We start from the raw sequence: 19,180 nt of genomic DNA, 5'->3' as shown, positions 1-19,180 counted from the left end.
CCTTACGGGGCGCGGGTTAGCGTTGCCCCGTGACTTCCTACGCCGATCAAGAGATCCCCGGCCACTACGGCCCGTCCGCCACCACCGAGGCCGACCCCCGTGGGGTGGGGCGGGTGCGTACCGAGTACGCGCCCGCGCACGACGGTGATCCCGATCCCGGTGAGATCGTCTGGACCTGGGTGCCGTTCGAGGAGAACGACGGGCGGGGCAAGGACCGGCCCGTGCTCGTGGTCGCCCGGGAGGCCGCGGGCACGCTGCTCGCGGTGCAGTTGTCGAGCAAGCGGCACGACGGGGACCGCGAGTGGGTGCCGATCGGGAGCGGGCCGTGGGACCGGTCGGGGCGGGACTCATGGGTGGATGTGGACCGGGTGCTGCGGCTGCACGAGGCGGGGATGCGGCGCGAGGCGTGTGCCCTGGACCGGATGCGGTTCAACTCCGTGGTGCACCGGCTGAGGGAGCGGTACGGCTGGCATTGACGAACACCTGCTCGAAAGCACTCCGGACCACCGAGCCTCTCGTACGGTCCAGGATTCCGAACGTCACGTGCTCGAAGTACCCGGCGAAGCGGCCGCCCTCGCCCAGGAGTGCCCGGAACGCGCCCGCCACCTGAGTCGGGTCGTTGCCGAACACGCCGCAGCCCCACGCGCCCAGCACCAGGCGCCGGTAGCCGTGCGCCGCGGCCGTCTCCAGTACGCGTTCCGCGCGGACGGCGAGGGCGCGTGGGAGGTCGGGCGCGCGCTCCGGTGTCGTACGCAGGACGACCGACGCGTTCGGGGCGGCGGAGGTCAGGAATCCGGTGGTGTACGGCTCGTCGAGGAGTCGGCCGCGGTCGTCGCGGAAGACCGGCACGGCCGGTGAGTGGATGACACGGTCCGTGTAGAACGGGTCACGATGGGCTCGGTGGTGGTCGTAGAAGCCGCGGGCCTCCCGTACACAGGTGTAGAGCGCGGAGGCACGGCACAGGGCCTCCTCCTGGGCCTGGGCACCGTTCAGATAGCCGCCGCCGGGGTTGCGGGCGGAGGAGAAGTTCAGGACCGCGACCGGGGTCCCGCCCGTCAGTCGGCGGGCGGCTTCCAGGCTGCTCTCCCCCGTCACCTCGATCTCCGTCTCCACGGGGCCGACCTGCGGAATTCCGACCGGGTCCGGGCCGTACAGGCGGGTGCCGGCGCGGGCCGCAGCGACCTCGGCCGCGATGGAGACCTCTCGGCCGTCGGGCGCGCGGTAATACCCCGCCTCGACGATCTTCTCGGTCTCCTGTGCGATTCCCCGTAGGCGTGCGCTCATGCCGCCACCCCCGCATGCGCCACGAGCGCCGCCCGTGCGCGCTCCCCCGTCGTGCTCATGGACGCATCGTGGGTGATGCTGGTGAGTGACCGCAACGGAGTTTCGCCGTCCGTTCCCGACTGGATCTCGTCGGCCGTCCCGGCATGGCGAGGTGCCCGTAGATCCCGGAAACAAAGATTCCCGATCCATATCGCCCCGATATGCACCCTTGTGCGGAACGGGTCTAAGGGTTTTGGCTGGGACGAACACTGCCGGTCCACCCGATCAGGTAGGCGGACCGGCGGCATGGTGGAATCTCAGGAGGATCCCGACATGTCCGATTCCGCGAGTGGCTGTACGGAGCCCCGCTCCGGCGTCACCGAGGCCGAGGTGGAGGCCCTGGTCCGGGGCATCTGCTTCAAGACCGGCCCGCCCCGCACTCTAGGTGTCGAACTGGAATGGCACGTCCACGAGCTGCGCGAGCCGCGGCTCCCGGCACCACCCGAACGACGCGAAGCGGCCTATGCCGCACTGCGGACCCTGCCCCTGACCTCGGCGCTCACCGTGGAGCCCGGCGGTCAGCTGGAGCTCAGCTCAGCCCCGGCCGGCTCGCTGATGGAGTGCGTCGGATCCGTATCGGCCGATCTCACCGCCGTACGCGCGGCACTGCGCGAGGCGGACCTGGCCCTCAGCGGCTTCGGCCACGATCCCTGGAACCCCCCGGTCCGCTATCTCCACGAGCCCCGGTACGACGCGATGGAGGAGTACCTCGACCGCTTCGGCCCCGAGGGCCGCGCGATGATGTGTTCCTCCGCCTCCGTCCAGGTGTGCCTCGACGCCGGGTACGAGGAGCCGGGCCCCCTCGGCCATGAGCGGCGCTGGTGGCTCGCGCATCAGCTGGGCGCGGTGCTCGTGGCCGCGTTCGCGCACTCCCCGCTGGCCCTCGGCCGGCCCACCGGGTGGCGTTCGACGCGGCAGGCGCTGTGGGCCGCGATGGACCCCGGCCGCACGACCGCCCCGTCCGGCGACGGCGATCCGCGCGGCGCCTGGGCCCGGACCGTCCTGGACGCGCCGGTGATGTGCGTACGGGCGGACGAGGGCCCCTGGGGCGTCCCGCGCGGAATGACGTTCCGGGAGTGGATCGGATCCGACACCCCGCCGAGCCGCGCCGACCTCGACTACCACATGACGACCGTCTTCCCGCCGGTACGCCCGCGCGGCCACCTCGAGCTGCGCATGATCGACGCCCAGCCCGGTGAGGACGGGTGGATCGTGCCACTGGCCGTGGCGGTGGCGCTGTTCGAGGACGCGGAGGCCGCCGAGATCGCCTATCGGACCGTCAAGCCCCTTGCGGAGCGGGCCGGTTCGCAGCCCGCCCCCCGCAATCCGCTGTGGGTCGCGGCCGCCCGTTCGGGCCTCGCGGACCGCGAGCTGCGCGATGCGGCGGCCGTCTGCTTCGCCGCGGCCCTGGAGGCGCTGCCCCGGCTCGGCGCGAGCACCGCCGTACAGGACGCCGTCGCGGAGTACACCCAGCGATATGTGGCCCGGGGCCGCTGCCCCGCCGACGATCTGCTCGATCTGCACCATGGGAAGGACATCTCCGTATGACCGCGCCCGAGAACCCGGTTTCCGCGAGCTCGGCCGACCCCGACATACTCCGGGAGCGCGCTCTCGACGCCCTGACCAGGGCTCGTGCCCGCACCGCGCTCCTCACCTCCTGCGTCGACGAACCCGACCTCACCGCGCAGCACTCGCCGCTGATGTCCCCGCTGGTGTGGGACCTCGCCCACATCGGCAACCAGGAGGAGCTGTGGCTGCTGCGAAACGTCGCCGGGCGTGCGGCGATACGGCCCGAGATCGACGGGCTGTACGACGCGTTCGAGCATCCGCGCGCGGAGCGGCCCTCGCTGCCGCTGCTGCCGCCCGAGGAGGCCCGCCAGTATCTCGCCGAGGTCCGCGGCCGGGCCCTTGACGTGCTGGAGAGCACCGCTTTCCACGGCACGCGGCTCACCGAGGCGGGCTTCGCCTTCGGCATGATCGCCCAGCACGAACAGCAGCACGACGAGACAATGCTGATCACCCATCAGCTCCGCCGGGGCGCGGCGGTCCTGACCGCACCGGATCCCGCGCCGGTTCCGCCCTTCACCGGACCGGCCGAAGTCCTCGTCCCCGGTGGCCCGTTCACCATGGGGACGTCCGCCGAACCGTGGGCGCTGGACAACGAGCGGCCGGCCCATCGTCGTATCGTCCCGCCGTTCCACATCGACACGACTCCGGTGACGAACGCCGCGTACCAGGCGTTCATCGAGGACGGCGGCTACGACGACGAGCGCTGGTGGACCGCCGAGGGCTGGGCGCACATCCGGGCGCACGACATCCGGGCGCCCCTGTTCTGGCACTGCGACGCCGGGCAGTGGCTGCGGCGGCGCTTCGGCGTCACCGAGGTCGTCCCGCCCGACGAGCCGGTCCTGCATGTCTGCTGGTACGAGGCCGACGCGTACGCCCGCTGGGCCGGGCGCCGGCTGCCCACGGAGACCGAGTGGGAGAAGGCGGCCCGCCACGACCCGGTGACGGGCCGCTCGACGCGCTATCCGTGGGGCGACAGCGACCCGACACCGGAGAACGCCAATCTCGGCCAGCGCCATCTCCGCCCGGCCCCGGTCGGCAGCTATCCGGCGGGGGCGTCGCCGCTGGGTGTACGGCAGTTGATCGGCGATGTGTGGGAGTGGACGTCGAGCGACTTTCTGCCCTACCCGGGGTTCCGGGCGTTCCCGTACCCGGAGTACTCGGAGGTGTTCTTCGGCCCCGAGTACAAGGTGCTGCGCGGTGGTTCGTTCGCCGTGGACCCGGTGGCCTGCCGGGGCACGTTCCGCAACTGGGACTATCCGATCCGGCGACAGATCTTCTCCGGCTTCCGCACGGCACGCGACGCCTCCCCGGAGACTGTCTGATGTGCCGTCATGTGGCCTATCTGGGCCTGCGGTCGGCGCTCGGAAAGGTACTGGTGGCCCCTCCGTACAGCCTCTACCGGCAGTCGTGGGCCCCCCGGCGGCAGCGGTACGGGACCGTCAACGCCGACGGTTTCGGGGTCGGTTGGTACGCCGAGGGGGACCCGGTGCCGGGGCGGTACCGCCGGGCGGTGCCCATCTGGGGCGACCAGTCCTTCGCGGATCTCGCCCGGGTGGTCCACACCGGGGCGCTGCTGGCCGCCGTACGGGACGCCACGGTGGGGGGCGCGGACGGCGAGGCCGCGGCGGCGCCGTTCGCCGCCGGGCGCTGGCTGTTCAGCCACAACGGGGCCGTCGCCGGGTGGCCCCGCTCGCTGGCCCCGCTCGCCGAGGGCCTTCCGGCGGCGGAGCTGCTGTCTCTGGAGTCCCGCTGCGACTCCGCGCTCGTGTGGGCCCTGGTCCTGAACCGGCTGCGGGCCGGCGACGAGGAGGGCCGGGCGCTCTCCGACACGGTCCTGGAGGTCGCCCGGGCGGCCCCCGGGTCCCGGCTCAACCTGCTGCTCGTCAACGGCGAGACGATCACCGCGACGGCCTGGGGCGACACCCTGTGGTATCTCACCGAGCCCGGCAGCGGCACCGTCGTCGCCTCCGAGCCGTACGACGACGACCCGCACTGGACGGAGGTGCCGGACCGCACACTGCTCGTGGCGACCCGCACGGACGTACTGCTCACACCGCTCAAGGGGTGGGAGGACCTGGAGAGCCCGGCCCTGGGCCTCTCGGGGGCTCCGGCCCCGCACGACTCGGGGAGTCCGCCGCCGGGCCCGCCGGGGCAGCCTGCCGCCCCGCACGGTCTGGGGGATCCGATCGACGCCATGGCACCCGTACGACCGAAGGAGCCCCTCGCGTGAGCCCGTTCCTCCTCACCCGGACCCTGCCCGAGGACGCCACGGAGGCCGCGCTGCGCGCCGACGTCCTGCGGGGCCTCACCCGGACGCCGAAGACCCTGCCGCCGAAGTGGTTCTACGACGCCCACGGCAGTGAACTGTTCGAGAAGATCACCGAGTTGCCCGAGTACTACCCGACCCGGGCCGAGAGGGAGATTCTCATCCACCGGGCGGTTGACATCGCCGCGGCGACCGGTTCCCGGACGCTGGTCGAACTGGGCTCGGGTTCGTCGGACAAAACCCGGCATCTGCTGGACGCGATGCCCTCGCTGCACACGTACGTGCCGGTCGATGTGAGCGATAGCGCGCTGCGGCAGGCGGGAGAGGCGCTGATCGCCGAGCGGCCCGGGCTCGATGTCCATGCCCTGATCGCCGACTTCACCGGTGGACTCGCGCTGCCGGACACGCCCGGGCCGCGTCTGGTGGCGTTCCTGGGGGGCACGATCGGGAACCTGCCGCCCGCCGAGCGTGCCGTGTTCCTGGCCGGCGTACGGGCTCTGCTGTCGCCCGGGGACGCGTTGCTGCTCGGCACGGATCTGGTCAAGGACGAGTCGGTGCTGGTGGCGGCGTACGACGACATGGCCGGGGTGACGGCCGAGTTCAACAAGAACGTGCTTTCCGTGATCAACCGTGAGCTGGGCGCGGACTTCGACGCCGACGCGTTCACCCATGTCGCGCTGTGGGACGCGCGGCAGGAGTGGATCGAGATGCGGCTGCGGTCCGTGAGGGCCCAGGCCGTGAAGGTGCCCGCGCTGGATCTCGCGGTCGACTTCGCGGCCGGGGAGGAGTTGAGAACGGAGATCTCGGCGAAGTTCCGCAGGGACGGCATCGGGGGTGAACTGGCTTCCGCAGGGCTGGAATTGGCTCACTGGTGGACGGACCGGGGAGGACGGTTCGCGTTGTCGCTGAGTGTCGTGCGGGGGTAGACGGGGGAGGTGGGTGGCGGCAGGGCGCAGGCAGGTTTTCCGCCCCGCCGCCCCTACCCGTCCCATCCCTGGAGCTCCGCCCCGGACCCGCTTCTCGCACGGCCCAAATACCCCGTCGTCTCGCGCGCCGCCCCGCTCTGAGGCACCGTGGAATGACGTGTGGCACAACGGCCACGTCGGAGCGCACTCCAAGGAGAACCGCATGTCCGACCACACCTACCGGGTCACCGAGATCGTCGGCAGTTCGCACGAGAGCGTGGACCAGGCCGTCCGCAACGGCGTGGCCCGCGCCGCGCAGACCCTCCGCAACCTGGACTGGTTCGAGGTGACACAGGTCAGGGGGCACATCGAGGACGGCCAGATCGCCCACTACCAGGTCGGCCTGAAGCTCGGTTTCCGTCTGGAGGAGTCCGACTGACCCGCCGTACGCGTGACGGCCTCAGGTCCGCCCCTCCCCCTCCTGCGCCACCTTCAGCGCCGCGGACTCGGCGGCCCACCGCGCCCGTACGGCCCTGAAGCCCGCCCGCTCCGCGTCCGCGCACACCAACTCGTCGTCGTCCACGAGAACGCGGATCTCACGGGTGCGGGCCAGCCGTCGGAGGATCTCCAGCTTGGTGCTGCGGGCGGGCCGGCGGTCGTCGTTGCGCCGCATCCAGATCCGACCCTCGGGCAGCCCGTGCGCGGCGAGCCAGTCGACGGTGTCGCGGCGGCAGCGCTCGGGGCGCCCGGTCAGATACATGACCTCACACTCCTCGGCGCTCTCCAGCACCAACGCGATGCCCTCGGGCAGCGGCGGGTCCTGCGGCGCGGCCGCGAAGAACGCGTCCCAGTCGCGCGGCTTGCGCTCCAGGAACCGCTGCCGGTGCGCTGTGTCGGCGAGGGTGTTGTCCAGATCGAATACGGCGAGAGGCCGGTCGTTGTCGCTCACGGAACCACCCTAAGCAGCCCCCGACTCGCTTCGTCACTTCACACAACAAGCACAAAGCCCACCCTTCGCTTTAAGTTTCAAACGTTACGCTCATCATCTCTCCCCCCACCCAGCACAGGAGAATCGGTGTGCTTGACGGCGAAGTAATCGTGATCGGCGGCGGATACGGGGGCATCCGTCTGGCCAGGCAACTCGACGAGGTCGCACGGGTCACTCTCGTGGACCGCAAGGAGGTCTTCTTCCATCGCATCGCCGCGCTGCGCGCCGGGGTGCAGGAGGAGTGGACGACAGCGCCCTTCATCCCGTACGACCGGCTGCTGCGCAACGGCCGTGTCGTCGTGGGCAAGGCGGTCGGCATCGACACCCATGAGCGGGAGGTGCGACTGGCCACCGGCGAACGACTGCCCTACGACGTGGTGGTGATCGCCACCGGTGCCGACTACCCCGAGCCCGCCCGGTTCCTCGGCACCACCACCGAGGAGGCGGCCAAGACGTTCGCCGCGCATCAGGAGAACGTCGCCGCCGCCGACCATGTGCTGATCGTCGGCGGTGGGCCGGGCGGTGTGGAACTGTCCGCCGAGGTCCGGCTGGCCCGGCCGGACGCGCGGGTCACCCTCGCCCACGCCGGGTCCACGCTGCTCAACTCCACGGGCAGCAAGTGGGCCGGGCGGCGGGCACAGTCCTGGCTGGAGTCGCACGACGTGGAGGTGCGGCTGGACGCATTCATCTCCCCCGGGCCCGACTTCGGCACGTTCCGGGACGGCCGCGGCAACCTCATCGAGGCCGACCTCTCCTTCTGGGCCACCGGCACCACCCCGAACACGCTGTGGCTGCGGCTGTCCGGGCACGGCGCCTGGCTGAACGATGCCGGGCACATCAAGGTGGACCGGATGCTACGGGTCGACGGGCGGCTCGACGTGTTCGCGGTCGGTGACGTGAACGACGTCTCCGAGCTGAAGATTTCCCCCGTCGCGCTCGCCCAGGCGGACATCGCCGCCCACAACATCCGCGCCTACCTGGGCAGTTCGGGCAAGCATCGCAAGGAGCCGCGCCTGTACCGGCCGATCCAACGCACCCCGATGATCGTGCCGTTCGGACCGTCCGACGGACTCACGCTGATCCCCGTGCCGGGCGGCGAGACGGCCGTTCTCGGCGGGCGCACCAGCACACTCGCGAAGGCCAGGACGCTGATGACGCCGTACATGCGCAAGCAACTCGGATACGCCGCTTCCTGAGTCCCGGGCGACGTACGGCACGGCGGCCCCGGTGACTCTGCCTCGCGGCGAGCGACCGGGGCCGCCGTTCCCGCGTCCGCACTCCGCCCGTGCTCAGCTCTGCGGGCGGACCAGGCCGGCGTCGTACGCCACGATCACGGCCTGGATACGGTCGCGGGCACCGACTTTGGCAAGGACGCGGCCCACGTGCTTCTTCACCGTGGACTCGGTGAGAACGAGCCTCTCGGCGATCTCCGTGTTGGTCCAGCCCCGGCCGATGGCGACGAGAACCTCGTGCTCGCGTTCACTCAGCGACGCGAGCCTCGGGTCGGAGCGCGCGGCGGTGGCGGGCGGTGGCGTCGACTCGTGGATGTACGTGTCCAGCAGACGTCTCGTCAGGGTGGGGGCGACGACCGCCTCGCCGCTCGCCACGGCACGGATGCCCGCGATCAGTTCCTCCGGCCTGGCGTCCTTGAGCAGGAACCCGCTGGCCCCGGCGCGCAGTCCGGCGTACGCATACTCGTCGAGGTCGAAGGTGGTGACGATGAGAACGCGGCTCCGGCCGCCGGCGGCGACGATCCGCCGGGTGGCCTCGATGCCGTCCGTGCCGGGCATGCGGATGTCCATGAGGACGACGTCCGGCCGCAGTTCGGCGGCCATGCGCACGGCCTCGGCGCCGTGTTCGGCCTCGCCGACACAGGTCATGCCGGCAGTGCCCTTCAGCAGCATGCTGAAGCCGAGACGCTGCAGCGGCTGGTCGTCGGCGATGAGGACGGTGGTCATGCGGTCTGTTCCACCTGCGCTTTCCGTGCGTTCCGCGTCGTCTGCCGTGGCGTGAGGGTCACGAGGCCTGCTCCCCGTGGCTCGGGCCGGTAGCGGCGGGCGGTGCGTCGAGAAGGACGTTCACGATCCAGCCGCCCTCCGTGTCCGTGCCGCGCGGCCCGATGGTGACGGAGCCGTGGTACATGGCGGCCCGCTGCCGGATGCCGACGAGCCCGTGTCCCGACTCGCCCGCCACCGGCCGCCGCCCGCCCGTCCCGGTGTCGACGACGCGAACCCGGACCCGCCCGTCCGCGACGGTCACGTCGACCTCGGCCCGCGCGCCCGTGCCCGCGTGCTTGAGCGTGTTGGTGAGGGCCTCCTGGACAATCCGGTAGACCGTGAGCTGCACGCCGTCGCCGAGCGCCTCGGGGTCGCCCGTCGTCCGGTACGTCACCGCCAGGCCGGCCGCGCGGACCCGGGCCAGCAGCGCGTCCAGTTCGCCGATCCCGGGCTGTGGGCTGAGCTGCATCCGGTCCGCCCCCTCCGGGCGTTCGCGCAGTACGCCGAGGACACGGCGGAGTTCGCCCATGGCCTGGCGTCCCGTGTCGCCGATGAGCCGCAGGGCCTCGGCGGAATCGTCGTTCTTGCCTGTGGCGAGCGTCGCCGCACCGTCGGCGAGGCCGACCATCACGGAGAGGTTGTGCCCGACGATGTCGTGCATCTCCCGGGCGACCCGGGAGCGCTCGGCGGCGGCGGTGAGCCGTACCCGCTGGTCGCGCTCGATCTCGAGGCGCTCGGCGCGGTCCTCCAGCGCGGCCGTGTACAGCCTGCGCGTGCGGATGGCCAGGCCGAGGGCGATGGCCGCGATCGCGTTGCCCACCACCAGGGCCAGCACGACCACCGGGTTGTTGTCGACGGGGAGGAGGAAGTAGACGGCCACGGTCAGCTGGACGGTGAGCAGCCCGGCGGCCCAGGCCACGGTTCTGATCGAGCCGCGCAGCGCCAGGCTGTACAGCGCGATGGCCAGGCTGGCGCCCTCCTGCATCTGCACGCCCAGTGACCACTGGGCGAGTGCGAACAGCGCGATCACGAAGAAGGCGGCGGCCGGAGCGCGTCGGCGCCACCACAGCGGTACGACGAAGGCCGCGGCGAAGAACAGCTGTGCCACGAGCGGCAGCGAGGTCGGGTCCGTCATGTGGTCTCGGGGTCCCGGGGCCTGCCCGGTGACCAGCACGGGCACACTGAGCGCGGCCGCGAACAGGACGACGGCGGTGTCGAGCAGCCAGGGCCGCCTGCGGTCCAGGCGCCGCAGCCGGTTCTGGTCGTGCAGCATCCGATCCAGTACGGGGTGCACTGCGGCCGGGTCGAGGCCGGGGGACGGTGTCGTCGCCGTCCCCCGGTCCCGGTCGGTCCCGGCCTGCGCGCTGTCGCTGAGGCTCATCGGTCCCATTGTCGTCGACATCGTGGACAGGCAGGTCAGGCGTCCGTGCGGACCAGACGGTACGCCGCTCCGGCGAGGGTGAGCGCCACCCAGCCGGCAAGGACGGCGAGACCCGCGCCGGGGCTGAGCGAGTCGGAGGACTGGGTCAGGGAGTAGACGGCCTCGCCCGCGTTGCTCGGCAGATACGGGGTGATGTTGTCCGACCAGGAGTCGGGCAGCAGCGAGGTGAGGCCGGGCACGATCAGCAGGACACCGACGAGAACGGCGATGCCGCCCGCGGTGGAGCGGAGCAGCGCGCCCAGGGCAACGCCCGCGACACCGACCAGCCCGAGATAGGCGCCCGCGCCCAGGAGACTGCGGAGAACGCCGTCATCGTTCAGCGAGACCGCGATGTCCGTACCGTCCAGGCCGAGCCCGCCCACACCGAACGCGGCGAGCGCTCCCACGCCGGCGACGACCAGGGCGACGGCACCGAAAACGGCGCTCTTCGCCCACAGCACGGGCAGTCGTCTCGGTACGGCGGCCAGGGTGGAGCGGATCATGCCGGTGCTGTACTCGCTCGCGGAGACGAGTACACCGAGCACGCCGATGGCGAGCTGCGCCATGGTCAGGCCGGTCAGGGCCAGGCCGACTGCGTCGCTGTCGCCGCCGGGGGCGCCGGGTGGCCCGCCGGCAGCGGTGGCCGTCGCGTCGGGGTCGTACGCCGCCGAGGCGATCCCGCCGATCGCGACCAGCAGGACCAGGGCGACGGCCAGGGTGATCCAGCTGGAGCGCAGCGACCAGAACTTGGCCCACTCGGCGCGCAGGACGCGGAGGTTGCTCACCTTGTAGCGAGGGGCGGGGGCGACGGTGGTGGCGGTCATCGGACGGCAACCTTCCGGGAGGGGGCGGCGGGAGCGGTGGGTGCGCTCTGGTACTCCACCGCGTCGCGGGTGAGGTCCATGAACGCCTGCTCCAACGAGACGGCCTGCGGGGTGAGTTCGTAGAGCGGCACCCCGTGCTGCGCGGCGACGGCGCCGATGTGGCGGGCGTCGAGCCCGTGGACGAGGAGTTCCTCCGCGGCGGCGGAGGTGATGGTGATGTCCGGCCCGGCGAGCAGCGAGCGCAGCCGGGCGGGGTCGGTGGTGGCGACCTTCACCCCGCCGCCGCTGGCCTCCTGGACGAAGGCGTCGACGGTGGTGTCCGCGAGCAGCCGACCCCGGCCGATGATGACCAGGTGGTCGGCGATCAGCGCGGTCTCGCTCATCAGATGCGAGGAGAGGATGACGGCGCGGCCCTCGTCTGCCAGCTGGGTGAGCAGGTTGCGCACCCACAACACGCCTTCCGGGTCGAGGCCGTTGACCGGTTCGTCGAGCATCACGACGGCCGGGTCGCCGAGCAGGGCGGCCGCGATGCCGAGCCGCTGGCCCATGCCGAGCGAGAAGGCGCCGACCCGCTTCCGGGCCACGCTGCCGAGTCCGGCCAGCTCGATCACGTCGTCCACGCGGCGCCGCGGGATGCCGTGGGTGTGAGCCAGCGCCATGAGATGGCCGAAGGCGGTACGTCCGGGGTGCACCGACTTGGCCTCCAGCAGCGCGCCGATCTCCTGGAGCGGGGCCCGGTGGTCTGCGTAGCGGCGTCCGTTGACAAGGGCCGTGCCGCCCGTGGGGGCGTCCAGCCCGATGATCATGCGCATGGTGGTCGATTTTCCCGCGCCGTTGGGACCGAGAAAGCCGGTGACCTGGCCCGGCTTGACGGTGAAGTCCAGCCGGTCCACCACCGTCTTGTCCCCGTACCGCTTGGTCAGCTCCTGTACTTCGATCATGGGTCAGCTCATCCTGTCGCCTCGCGCCCGGGCCCGGCCGCTCCGTGGCCCGTGTCTTCAACCTAGGGATGTGGAGGGCTTCGATTCCGGTACCACGGGGTGCACTTCGGGGCGGCGGTGGTACCGCGGTACCAGTGCCGAGGGAGAACCGCGTTCTTACCGGTGGTGAGCGGAAGTCGTGGATACCGCGTCGGGGGTTCGGTGGAGCGTCGCAGCTCGTTACCAGCGCGGCCGACTGTCGTTCTGCACACGTGACCGTAGCTTCCCGAGAACAGCCGACCTGGCGCCGACGCGCTGTGGAACGATCGACCCGAGCCGCCACCCTCCGTGCCGAACAGCGCGTCCAGCGTTTTCTGGACGCGGCGCAGGAACTCATCGCGGAGAAGGAAACGACGGATTTCACCGTCCAAGAGGTCGTGGACCGCTCGAACCAGTCGCTGCGCAGCTTCTACCAGCACTTCGACGGCAAGCACGAACTGCTGCTCGCCCTGTTCGAGGACGCCCTCTCCGCTACGGCGACCGAGATCCGCCTGGCCACGGCCGATGTGGACCAGCCTTTGGAGCGCGTCCGGATCGCCGTCGAGATCCTCTTCGAGCAGTCCCGCCCCCGTCCCGGTTTGGAACGTCCGCTCTTCAGCGATTTCGCCCTGCGGTTGCAGATCGAGCACCCCGATCAGGTGGCGACCGCGCGCCTGCCGCTGCTCGCGGTCTTCACGGAGCTCCTGGCGGAGGCCACGAGCTCCGGTGTCATCCCCATCAACCGGCCCCGCAATCAGGCCTTTCTCGTCATCCAGACCATCACGTTCGCCGCCCGCGTGAACGATGTTGCCATCAACGGAGACGGCCACCGGGTCACCATCGACGAGGTGTGGCAGTTCTGCCTCGGCGGCATTTCGGGCGCCTGAGACCCCGGACGCAACGCAGCCCCGGACGCAAAGCAGCCCCGGCCCGTACAGCGGGCCGGGGCTGCTCGCGCACACCGTCGGAGGCGGTCAGCCGGCGGGCGCGGAAGCCTCGGGCTCCTGGTCCAGGTAGTCGTTGGCGTGGGCGAGGAAGTCGTCGACCATGCGGTGGAAGAGGCCGGCGAGCTGCCGGAGCTCTTCGGGTTCCCAGTCGGCGAGCGCCATCTGCATTCCGCGCACACCGGATTCCCGGATGCGGTCTATGGCCTGCTGCCCGACGGGGGTCAGCTCGATGCGCTGGGCGCGGCGGTCGTCGGGGTCGGGGACGCGGGTGACGTAACCGGACTTCTGCAGCTGCTGCACCTGGCGAGTGACGTGGGAGGCCTCGACGCCCAGGCGGTTGGCCAGCTCGCCGGGACGCAGCGGCTCGGAATCGGCGATCTGGCGGAGCAGCGCCACGGCGGCCCGGTCGAGCGGTACGCCCGCGAGGGCCATCAGGCGCTCGTGAGCCCGGGCCCTCGTACTGAGATAGGTGATGCGAGTGAGGGCTCGCTCGATCTCGACCACTTCCGGGGAGGCGGGATCGGAGAATGGCGGTGATGGGGACATGCAATCCACTTTACCATCTTGTTGCCTGACTCAAGTAAGTTCATTTCTCGTTTCATGGCCGCCGGCGCGCCGAGACGGTAAGATCACCCCCCAATCGGCAGGATTCCTGTTAATTGCATTTCTCAACAAAGGCGTGTGGAACGGAGCCCCCATGTCCCTTCTCGCCCAGCCCCCGGTGGCAGCCTTCGCAGCCAAGCTGATGCAACGCATGCTCGCCGTGGCGAGCCGAAGGGCAGGCGGGCGCGGCTCCATAGCGGCGTGGCATGCCCGGCTGCCCGAATTCACCTGCACCACGCGCGAGTTGACGATCCCGACCTCGGTCGCCCCGGCCCGCGCCGTGCTGTACCTGCCCGCCGAGACCGACGGCACTCCCCCGCCGATCCACGTCAACTTCCATGGTGGCGGCTACGTCATGGCGGAGACCGCGCTGGACGACTCGCTGTGCCGGGTCCTCGCCGTGGAGGCGGGCGTGGCCGTGCTGAACGTGGACTACGTCGTCGCACCCCAGCACCCCTTCCCGGCACCGCCCCACCAGGCCTTCGAGGTCGTCCGCTGGGCCGCCGAGCACGGCTCGGAGCACGGCTGGGACGGCGGCCGGCTCACCGTCGGCGGTCAGAGCGCCGGTGGCGGCCTGGCGGCGGCGGTGGCCCGCCAGTCCCTGGAGCAGGACGGCCCCTCGATCGCCCTCCAGGTCCTGCACTATCCGCCGCTCGACCTCGCCACGAACGCGCGGGACAAGAAGGCGGCCATCGCCAAGCCGATGCTGCGGCCATGGATGGGCGACATCTTCAACAGCGCGTACATCCCCGACCCGAAGCAGCGCGCCGACCGGCTCGCCTCCCCGGCCCTCCCGTCGGACACCGCGGACCTCACGGGGATCGCCCCGGCGGTCGTCATCACCGCCGAGTACGACCTTCTCAAGAACGAGGGCGTGCGTTACGCCGACCGGCTCCGCACGGCCGGGTCCCTGGTCGAGCACCACGACGTGACCGGCGCGGACCACGGCTACGACAACAACGACGAGGACAGGGCCCGCGAGGTGTATCTGCGGATCGCCGGGCATGTACGGCGGGCGGTCGACGCGAAGGCTTCCTGAGCGCGTTCGGGGACCTGGGGATCGGCCGCGCCGGCCGGCGCGGACCATGACGAGAACCGCGCTCTCCGAGACGACTCCGGCGGCGGGGCCGCCAGCCGCCCGCCGTGGAAACAGCCGCCCCCCTTGAAACGGCTTCGGGGCCGGACCCCGGTGTGGGCCCGGCCCCGATGTGCGCACTGTGGCGCGGCGCGTTCAGCCCGTCGCGGAAAGCGTCTTCTCCGGGCTGCTCTGCGGCGGCGTCTGCCGGGCCGTACGCACGGAGGCGATGCCGATGAAGACCATGGACGAGAGTCCGGCGAAGGCGTCCGGCCGAGGCCGAAGACACCGACGCTGTTCGCCATCGCACAGATGCCTGAGGCCAGCGAGAAGAGGGCCACTCAGGCGACCATCAGCTTCTGGCGGCCGATCCGGTCGGCGACCGTGCCTGCGGCCAGGGCACCGACGAGCATGCCGAAGGTGGCGTAGCTGCCCAGGTCACCGGCCTGGTCCGGGGTCAGACCGAGGGCCTTCTCCGCGAGCATGTGGGGCAGGACGGAGCCGTAGACGAACATGTCGAGACCGTCGAAGAACGCGGCCAGCCAGTCCGACGACCAGGGCGGCCAGTTTGCCGACGCGATCGGTCGCCGACGGGGAGGAGGGCGTCATTGTTTCACCTCTCGAACCAGGGGACGTGCGCCAGACGCTAGGACACCCTGAGAGAGTCAACGTTTTTATCAACAATCTCGGCAACAATTGAGCCGCGTCCGGCGCGACCCTGGAACGGACTCATTCGGAGCTGAGCAGAAGCTGAAAGAACCGCTCAGTCGACCGGCGGTGTGCCGTGCGTGTGGAACGACTCGATGGTCTTCAGGCCCCATGCCTGGCCTTTGGCACGCTCGGCCTGGGTCCAGGTGATGAGCGGCCAGTCCGGGGCCAGCACGAGCCGGGTGAGCGGGTTGCACAGCTCTATGCGGTTGCCGCCGGGCTCGTAGACGTAGAGGAAGAACGTCTGCTGGATGGCGTGCTTGTGCGGGCCGGTCTCGATGAACACGTCCTGGTCGAGGCAGAGGTCGGCAGCCCGCAGGATGTCCTCGCGCGTGTCGGTGGCGAACGCGATGTGGTGCAGGCGTCCTTGCGAGCCGGTCCAGTCCTCGGTGTAGACGACGTCGTACGACTTGTTGGTGAAGGTCAGCCACTGGGCGGCGACCCTTCCGGTGTCGAGAACGATCTGCTCGGTGGCGCGGGCGCCGAGCAGATCGCGGGTGAAAGCGGCGTTCTCCTCGACGTCGGAGGCGAGGAAGTTGACGTGGTCGAGGCGCCGTACGCCGACGCCGTGCCCCGGCTTGGCCTGGGGCTGGTTCTTCAGGCCGGGCCTGAGGTCGGCCGGTGCCTCGTACCACTCGCTCTCCCAGTAGAGGGCGACCTCGTGGCCGTCGGGGTCGGTGGTGACGTAGAGCGGGCCGATGCCCGGCTCGTCCTCGACCCAGCGGCCGGCGCGGCCCCTGCTCTCCAGCTCCTCGACCCTGCGCTGGAGGGCCTCCTCGCTGGAGGCGCGCAGGGCGGTGCGGCGGATGCCGTTGGTGGAGTGGGCGGTGAGGGTCAGGCTGTGGTGTTCGTAGTCGTCCCAGGTCCGCAAGTAGACCGAGCCGCCGAAGCGGCCGTTCTCGGTGAGGCCGAGGATCTCCGTGAAGAACCAGAGGCTGCGGTCGAGGTCGGGGGTGAGCAGTTCGACATGCCCGAGATGGGCGATGTCGCCGAGCGGCGGGGTCATCAGCGACTCCTCAGGAGTGAGATGCGAGTGCGGCGGGCCGGGGGAAGACCATGCCGTCGAAGATCTTGCGGGCGGTGCGTACGACGGCGGTGCGGCTCGCCGTGAGGGCACCGTCGGGGCCGCGGGCGACCTGGGTCTCGATGTCGAGGAAGCCGGTGGGGTGCTCGATCCGCAATCGGTCGCCTGCCGACGGGAGTCGGGCGATGCCCTCGCCGACGCCTCCGGCCACGCGGAGTCCCGCGGCGACGCTCGCGGCGCCCAGCACCCCGATGGAGGTGTGGCAACGGTCCGGGATGAAGGTGCGGGTGGTGACCGCGCCGCCGTCCCGGGGCGGCGCGAGCAGACTGAGTTTGGGCACCGTGGCGTGCTCGACGTCGCCGAGGCCCATCAGCCGACCTGCCTCCCGCCGGATCTCGCGCAACCGGCCGACGAGAGCCGCGTTCTCCTCCAGTTCCCCGGGCGACTCGTGGCCGGTGACCCCGAGTGAGGCGGCGGGGATGAGCACGGTCGGCATGCCGTTGTCGACGCAGGTCACTACGGTGCCCGCGACCAGGTCAAGGGCATTGCCGGTGGGCAGCAGCGGGCTTCCGCTCTGCGGGAACTCGATCACCACCGGCGCGGCCGTCCCCGGCACCCCGGAGATCTCGGCGTCCCCGGTGACCGCGACCCGGCCGCCGGGGGTGGGGAAGGTGGCGACCGCGAGGTCCCCGGTGTTGAGCATGCGGATGCGTACGGAGGTCTGCGGGTCGCCGGGGGCGACCAGCCCGCGTTCGACGGCGAACGGGCCGACGCCGGCGAGTAGGTTGCCGCAGTTCTGACGATCTGTCACTTCGCCCTGTCCGACACCGACTTGGAGGAACAGGTAGTCGACATGGGCCTCGGAGTCGGGCGAGGCCGACACCACGGCGACCTTGCTTGTCAGGGGGTGGGCGCCGCCCAGGCCGTCGATCTGGCTCGGGTCGGGGCTGCCCATGATCCGCAGCAGCAGCTCGTCGCGGGCGGCGGGTTCGGCGGGCAGGTCTCCGGCGAGGAAGTAGGCGCCCTTGGAGGTGCCGCCGCGCATCAGCGTGCAGCGCACTCCCTCGGGCCACCCCGTCACGGCCCCGCCTCCTCGCGGACGTACTCCTCGTAGGTCTGGTAGGTCACGCCGAGGCGTACGAGGGTCTCGCGCAACCCGTAGCGGTCCAGGCCGAGTTGGCCGTCGAGGAAGGCGGCACGAGAGGCTGCCTCTTTCTGCTCGCGGGCCTCCGCGGCCTCGGCCGCCCGGCGGGCCCGTTCGCGGGGGACGACCACCACGCCGTCGTCGTCGGCGAGGATCACATCGCCCGGGCGGACGGTCTGGCCGCCGATGACGACGGGGACGTTGACGGAGCCGCCGGTGGCCTTGACCGTGCCCTGCGCGCTGACGGCGGCGGACCAGGCCGGGAAGTCCATCGCGCGCAGTTCGGAGGTGTCGCGGACACCCGCGTCGATGACCAGGCCGCGCACACCACGCCGTTGGAGCGCGGTGGCGAACAGTTCGCCGAACATGCCGTCGGTGGAGGGCGAGGTGGTGGTGACGACGAGAATGTCGCTCTCGCCGCACTGCTCGACGGCCGCGTGGATCATGAGGTTGTCGCCGGGCCAGGACAGGACCGTGACGGCGGTGCCGACGATCCGGGTGTCACGCTGGATCGGGCGGAGGTGGGTGCCGAGCAGCCCGGTGCGGCCCATGGCCTCGTGCACGGTGGCGACGCCGTACCGGCCGAGCGCCTCGACGTCCTGCGCGTCCGCCTTCGGCGGGTCGGTGACGATCACGCCGCCCATCAGTCGAGCACCCCCGTGACCTGCGGGTAGGGGCGCATGTACGCCTCGGCCATGGTCTTGTGCGCAAGGCCCAGGTTGGGTCCGGCGTTGCGCTTGAGCTGGACGCCACGGCGTACGGCGAGGTCGGTGTAGTAGTCCCACAGGTGGCGCTGGGCGCCCAGGCACTCCATCGCCCTGCGCTTGGTGTCCCAGACCTCGGTGATGTCGAGCAGTACCTCGGGTTTGAAGCCGCACATCTCGGGCTGGTGGGGCTCGAAGAAGAAGACCGGCGGGGCGCCGATGATCTCGCCCTCGGACGGGTAGCCGATGGCCTGGGCGAGCACGCGCGCGTCCAGGGCCATACGGGCCGCCGCCGGGTGGTCGCCGTTGTACGGGTCCTCCAGCGTGTGGGTGAGGACGACATCCGGCTGGGCCGCGCGGTAGGCGGCGACCAGCCGGTCGGTGAGTTCGGGCGTGCCGATCAGCGGATAGTCGCCGGCGTCGAAGAAGACGACTTCGGCGCCGAGTGCGAGAGCCGCCTTCTCGGCCTCTTCCCTGCGGATCGCCTTGATCTCGTCCAGCTTCCGGCCCTCGCGCCAGGCTTTCGCGGACTCGCCGCGCTCGCCGAAGGTCAGACAGGCGATGGTGACCTTCTCACCCCGCATGGCGGCCAGTGCGATGGCACCGCCGGCCCGCCACACGAAGTCGCCCGCGTGGGCGGTGACGACAAGAGTCGATCGTGGTGGTGCGGCGGCGCGCGCCGTGCCGTCGGTCATGTGCTGCATCTCCTCGGTGAACAGGCCGG

Annotated in this window: 20 protein-coding genes and 1 pseudogene; 9 read left to right on the top strand and 12 right to left on the bottom strand. The window is 71.1% G+C overall.

Features of this window, described 5'->3' with window-relative positions; genetic code table 11:
* The first annotated feature begins 29 nt into the window (after positions 1 to 29).
* Positions 30 to 476, top strand: coding sequence for a type II toxin-antitoxin system PemK/MazF family toxin (locus tag SGFS_RS47715; protein ID WP_286258938.1), 447 nt, complete (start codon positions 30 to 32; stop codon positions 474 to 476).
* On the opposite strand, the gene SGFS_RS47710 is transcribed toward SGFS_RS47715, so the two are convergent.
* Positions 430 to 1,284 (bottom strand): TIGR02452 family protein, encoded by an 855-nt coding sequence (locus SGFS_RS47710; protein WP_286258937.1) that lies wholly within the window; start codon positions 1,282 to 1,284, stop codon positions 430 to 432. The two genes, SGFS_RS47715 and SGFS_RS47710, sit on opposite strands and share 47 nt — an antisense overlap.
* 312 nt (positions 1,285 to 1,596) lie before the next feature.
* On the opposite strand from SGFS_RS47710, the gene egtA reads away from it, so the two are divergent.
* From egtA to SGFS_RS47685, 5 genes are all read left to right on the top strand, one after another.
* On the top strand, positions 1,597 to 2,871 hold the full coding sequence (egtA, locus tag SGFS_RS47705) for an ergothioneine biosynthesis glutamate--cysteine ligase EgtA (protein WP_286258936.1): 1,275 nt from the start codon (positions 1,597 to 1,599) through the stop codon (positions 2,869 to 2,871).
* Positions 2,868 to 4,214, top strand: a complete 1,347-nt coding sequence (gene egtB, locus SGFS_RS47700) for an ergothioneine biosynthesis protein EgtB (protein ID WP_286258935.1) — start codon at positions 2,868 to 2,870, stop codon at positions 4,212 to 4,214. Before egtA ends, egtB begins: the two co-directional genes overlap by 4 nt.
* Positions 4,214 to 5,122 (top strand): ergothioneine biosynthesis protein EgtC, encoded by a 909-nt coding sequence (gene egtC, locus SGFS_RS47695; RefSeq protein WP_286258934.1) that lies wholly within the window; start codon positions 4,214 to 4,216, stop codon positions 5,120 to 5,122. The genes egtB and egtC overlap by 1 nt, the downstream gene beginning before the upstream one ends.
* Positions 5,119 to 6,084 carry an L-histidine N(alpha)-methyltransferase gene (gene egtD, locus SGFS_RS47690; RefSeq protein WP_286258933.1) on the top strand — a complete coding sequence of 322 codons (966 nt, stop codon included), beginning with the start codon at positions 5,119 to 5,121 and terminating at the stop codon, positions 6,082 to 6,084. The genes egtC and egtD overlap by 4 nt, the downstream gene beginning before the upstream one ends.
* A gap of 202 nt (positions 6,085 to 6,286) precedes the next feature.
* The gene (locus tag SGFS_RS47685; protein ID WP_286258932.1) at positions 6,287 to 6,502 is read left to right on the top strand and encodes a dodecin; all 216 of its coding nucleotides are present in this window, start codon (positions 6,287 to 6,289) and stop codon (positions 6,500 to 6,502) included.
* Positions 6,503 to 6,523: 21 nt separating this feature from the next.
* Here SGFS_RS47685 and SGFS_RS47680 read toward each other — a convergent pair whose 3' ends face one another.
* The gene (locus tag SGFS_RS47680) at positions 6,524 to 7,012 is read right to left on the bottom strand and encodes a phosphatase domain-containing protein (protein ID WP_286258930.1); all 489 of its coding nucleotides are present in this window, start codon (positions 7,010 to 7,012) and stop codon (positions 6,524 to 6,526) included.
* Between the two features lie 128 nt (positions 7,013 to 7,140).
* On the opposite strand from SGFS_RS47680, the gene SGFS_RS47675 reads away from it, so the two are divergent.
* Positions 7,141 to 8,247 carry an NAD(P)/FAD-dependent oxidoreductase gene (locus SGFS_RS47675; protein ID WP_286258929.1) on the top strand — a complete coding sequence of 369 codons (1,107 nt, stop codon included), beginning with the start codon at positions 7,141 to 7,143 and terminating at the stop codon, positions 8,245 to 8,247.
* A gap of 93 nt (positions 8,248 to 8,340) precedes the next feature.
* Here SGFS_RS47675 and SGFS_RS47670 read toward each other — a convergent pair whose 3' ends face one another.
* From SGFS_RS47670 to SGFS_RS47655, 4 genes are read right to left on the bottom strand one after another with little or no spacing between them, the layout of a single operon-like run.
* A complete protein-coding gene (locus tag SGFS_RS47670; RefSeq protein ID WP_286258928.1) occupies positions 8,341 to 9,009 on the bottom strand; it encodes a response regulator in 669 nt (222 codons plus the stop codon).
* Between the two features lie 58 nt (positions 9,010 to 9,067).
* Positions 9,068 to 10,429, bottom strand: coding sequence for a sensor histidine kinase (locus tag SGFS_RS47665; RefSeq protein WP_286258927.1), 1,362 nt, complete (start codon positions 10,427 to 10,429; stop codon positions 9,068 to 9,070).
* A 35-nt stretch (positions 10,430 to 10,464) separates the two neighbouring features.
* Positions 10,465 to 11,292, bottom strand: a complete 828-nt coding sequence (locus tag SGFS_RS47660; RefSeq protein WP_286258926.1) for an ABC transporter permease — start codon at positions 11,290 to 11,292, stop codon at positions 10,465 to 10,467.
* Positions 11,289 to 12,233: an ABC transporter ATP-binding protein gene (locus SGFS_RS47655; protein WP_286258925.1), complete on the bottom strand. Its 945-nt coding sequence runs from the start codon at positions 12,231 to 12,233 to the stop codon at positions 11,289 to 11,291. The genes SGFS_RS47660 and SGFS_RS47655 overlap by 4 nt, the downstream gene beginning before the upstream one ends.
* A gap of 296 nt (positions 12,234 to 12,529) precedes the next feature.
* On the opposite strand from SGFS_RS47655, the gene SGFS_RS47650 reads away from it, so the two are divergent.
* Positions 12,530 to 13,138 carry a TetR/AcrR family transcriptional regulator gene (locus tag SGFS_RS47650; protein WP_286258924.1) on the top strand — a complete coding sequence of 203 codons (609 nt, stop codon included), beginning with the start codon at positions 12,530 to 12,532 and terminating at the stop codon, positions 13,136 to 13,138.
* Positions 13,139 to 13,225: 87 nt separating this feature from the next.
* Here the strand turns inward: SGFS_RS47650 and SGFS_RS47645 are convergent, their stop codons facing one another.
* Positions 13,226 to 13,744 (bottom strand): MarR family winged helix-turn-helix transcriptional regulator, encoded by a 519-nt coding sequence (locus SGFS_RS47645; protein ID WP_286258923.1) that lies wholly within the window; start codon positions 13,742 to 13,744, stop codon positions 13,226 to 13,228.
* A gap of 151 nt (positions 13,745 to 13,895) precedes the next feature.
* Between SGFS_RS47645 and SGFS_RS47640 the strand changes: the two genes are divergently transcribed.
* Positions 13,896 to 14,840: an alpha/beta hydrolase gene (locus tag SGFS_RS47640; protein ID WP_286258922.1), complete on the top strand. Its 945-nt coding sequence runs from the start codon at positions 13,896 to 13,898 to the stop codon at positions 14,838 to 14,840.
* A 302-nt stretch (positions 14,841 to 15,142) separates the two neighbouring features.
* Here SGFS_RS47640 and SGFS_RS47635 read toward each other — a convergent pair.
* The 5 genes and pseudogenes from SGFS_RS47635 to SGFS_RS47615 form a co-directional block, all read right to left on the bottom strand.
* Positions 15,143 to 15,485, bottom strand: a pseudogene (locus SGFS_RS47635) (MFS transporter); the annotation flags it as partial.
* Between the two features lie 154 nt (positions 15,486 to 15,639).
* Complete coding sequence (locus tag SGFS_RS47630; RefSeq protein WP_286258921.1) at positions 15,640 to 16,590, bottom strand: catechol 2,3-dioxygenase; 951 nt, start codon at positions 16,588 to 16,590, stop codon at positions 15,640 to 15,642.
* A 10-nt stretch (positions 16,591 to 16,600) separates the two neighbouring features.
* A complete protein-coding gene (locus SGFS_RS47625; RefSeq protein ID WP_286258919.1) occupies positions 16,601 to 17,689 on the bottom strand; it encodes a 4-oxalomesaconate tautomerase in 1,089 nt (362 codons plus the stop codon).
* A complete protein-coding gene (locus tag SGFS_RS47620; RefSeq protein ID WP_286258918.1) occupies positions 17,686 to 18,396 on the bottom strand; it encodes a 4-carboxy-4-hydroxy-2-oxoadipate aldolase/oxaloacetate decarboxylase in 711 nt (236 codons plus the stop codon). Before SGFS_RS47620 ends, SGFS_RS47625 begins: the two co-directional genes overlap by 4 nt.
* Complete coding sequence (locus tag SGFS_RS47615) at positions 18,396 to 19,151, bottom strand: PIG-L deacetylase family protein (protein WP_286258917.1); 756 nt, start codon at positions 19,149 to 19,151, stop codon at positions 18,396 to 18,398. Before SGFS_RS47615 ends, SGFS_RS47620 begins: the two co-directional genes overlap by 1 nt.
* Between the last annotated feature and the right edge of the window lie 29 nt (positions 19,152 to 19,180).

Source organism: Streptomyces graminofaciens, assembly GCF_030294945.1.
In the GTDB taxonomy this organism is placed as follows: Bacteria; Actinomycetota; Actinomycetes; order Streptomycetales; family Streptomycetaceae; genus Streptomyces; species Streptomyces graminofaciens.
This window is presented reverse-complemented; position numbering and strand designations above follow the sequence as displayed.